The 2,584-nt window shown below is 70.5% G+C and carries 1 protein-coding gene and 1 pseudogene; one reads left to right on the plus strand and one right to left on the minus strand.

What is annotated here, in order from left to right; all coding sequences use genetic code 11:
* Complete coding sequence (locus FNQ90_RS19355) at positions 1 to 2,334, plus strand: chitinase C-terminal domain-containing protein (RefSeq protein ID WP_182607529.1); 2,334 nt, start codon at positions 1 to 3, stop codon at positions 2,332 to 2,334.
* 25 nt (positions 2,335 to 2,359) lie between these two features.
* On the opposite strand, the pseudogene FNQ90_RS19360 reads toward FNQ90_RS19355, so the two are convergent.
* Positions 2,360 to 2,584 (minus strand): annotated as a pseudogene (locus FNQ90_RS19360) (ROK family transcriptional regulator); the annotation flags it as partial.

Consider the following 2,584-nt stretch of genomic DNA (forward strand, 5'->3'; position numbering starts at 1 on the left):
GTGTTCGGAGCCACCGGCGCAGCCGTCACAGGTCTGCTCCTCTCCCTCCTGACCGCCGCGCCCGCCCCCGCGCAGGAGACCGTCGACCACGCCTCGTGTCGCCCCGACGGCCTGTACGCCACCCCCGGCGTCGACACCCCCTACTGCACCGTCTACGACGAGGAGGGGCGCGAGGACCTGGGGGCGAACCACCAACGTCGCGTGATCGGCTACTTCACCGGCTGGCGCACCGGCGAGGACGGGCGTGACCCCTATCTGGCCCCCGACATCCCCTGGGAGCACATCACCCACATCAACTACGCCTTCGCCCATGTGGGGGAGGACAACCGGATCTCCGTCGGGCCGGACACCCCGCAGAACCCCGCCACCGGCATGACCTGGCCGGACGTGCCGGGTGCCGAACCCGACACCTCGCTCCCCTACCGGGGTCACTTCAACCTGCTCACCGCGCACAAGGAGCGTCATCCCCACGTCAAGACGTTGATCTCGGTCGGAGGTTGGGCCGAGACGGGGGGCTATTTCGGGTCGGACGGCGAGCGGGTGGCCTCCGGTGGCTTCTACACCATGGCGACCAACGCGGACGGTTCGGTCAATCACGCCGGCATCGCGACCTTCGCCGAGTCCGCCGTGGAGTTCCTGCGCGAGTACGGCTTCGACGGGCTGGACATCGACTACGAGTACGCCACCTCGATGCGGGACGCCGGTAATCCGCTGGACCAGTGGGTCGCCAACCCCCGCCGGGCCGGGCTCAACAAGGGGTACGAGGAGCTGATGCGGGAATTGCGGGAGCGATTGGACCGGGCCGGGGCCCGGGACGGTCGGCACTACCTGCTGACCGTCGCCGCGCCCTCCTCGGGCTACCTGCTGCGCGGCATGGAGACCCACGGGATCTCCCGGTACCTGGACTACGTGAACATCATGTCGTACGACCTTCATGGGGCCTGGAACGAACACGTGGGTCCGAACGCCGCGCTCTTCGACGACGGGCGGGACGGCGAACTGGCCGCCGCCGGCGTCTACACCACCGCGCAGTACGGCGGGATCGGCTATCTCAACACCGACTGGGCGTACCACTACTTCCGCGCCTCGATGCCTCCGGGCCGCATCAACATCGGGCTGCCCTACTACACCCGCGGCTGGAAGAACGTCACCGGGGGCACCAACGGCCTCTGGGGAACCGCCCGCACCACCACCTGTCCGGCCGGTTCGGGACTGACCACCTGTGGTGACGGGGCCTCGGGCATCGACAACCTGTGGCACGACCTCGACACCGCCGGGGTGGAGTCACCGGCGGGCTCCAACCCCATGTGGCACGCGAAGAACCTGGAGGCGGGGATCGTCGGCGACTACGTCGAGCAGTACGGCTTCCCGACCGACCTGGAACTCACCGGGGATTACCGTCGCCACTGGGACGACACCCTGACCGCCCCCTGGCTGTGGAACGCCGACAAGCGGGTCTTCCTGTCCACCGAGGACGAGCAGTCGGTCGCCGCGAAGGCCGACTACGTGGTCGACCGGGGCATCGGCGGCACCATGGTCTGGGAACTGGCCGGTGACTACGAGTGGGACGAGGCCAAGGGTCGCTACGGTCCCGGCCACACCCTCACCCGGACGATGCACGAGCGGTTCCGTGACGCCCCGCCCTACGGCGCGACCCGGGCCACGATCGACATGCCCACCGAGACCCTGGACATCGACGTCGCCCTCACCGATTTCCCGTTGGGCGACAACAACTATCCGATCTCCCCGAAGCTCCGGATCACCAACAACTCGGACCTCACCCTGCCGGGTGGCACCGAATTCCGCTTCGACCTGGGCACCTCGGCGCCGGGCACCGCGCGGGACCAATCGGGCTTCGGCACCGCCCTCGTGCGCAGCGATCACACGCGGTCGAACAACATCGGGGGACTGGACGGCCCCTATCACCGGATGTCGCTGAAACTGCCCGGTTGGCAGTCCCTGGAGCCGGGCGGAACCGTGACCCTGGACTTCGTCTACCACCTGCCGGTGTCCACCCCCTCCAACTGGACGGTGACGGTCGACGGCACCACCCGCGGTCTGGCCGGGGACCTCACCCGGGGCACCGTGCCCGCCGGCGAGGGAGGCGGATCCCCCGGCGGCGGCAGCGAGGGCGGTGACCAGGGGACGAACGATGGCTCGACCGGCGGGAACGGCGAGTGCTCGGCGCCCTCCTGGCGGGCCGACGCGGTCCACACCGGCGGCGACGTCGTCTCCTGGAACGGCCGGCTGTGGCGGGCCCAGTGGTGGACCACGGGCGAGGAGCCGGGAACCACCGGCCAATGGGGTGTGTGGGTGGATCTCGGCCCCTGTTGAGCACCCCCGTGCGGCGGGAGCCGGCTCACCCCCGGGTGAACAGCTCCCGCCGTGCGGCGTCCAGTGCGGTGACCAGCCCACCGCTCAGGACCGGGCTGCCGGTCACGGTCCCGGCGCGCACCTCGGTGCGCAGCGGGGTCAACCCCTCCAGTCGCGCGGCCACCGCGTCGGCCAGCACGGGCCCCCCGGCCCGTCCCACCTCGCCGCCGAGGACCACGCATCCCGGGTCCAGCACCGCCACCACCGCGGC

This window comes from Streptomyces alkaliphilus (assembly GCF_014141535.1).
Lineage (GTDB): Bacteria > Actinomycetota > Actinomycetes > Streptomycetales > Streptomycetaceae > Streptomyces > Streptomyces alkaliphilus.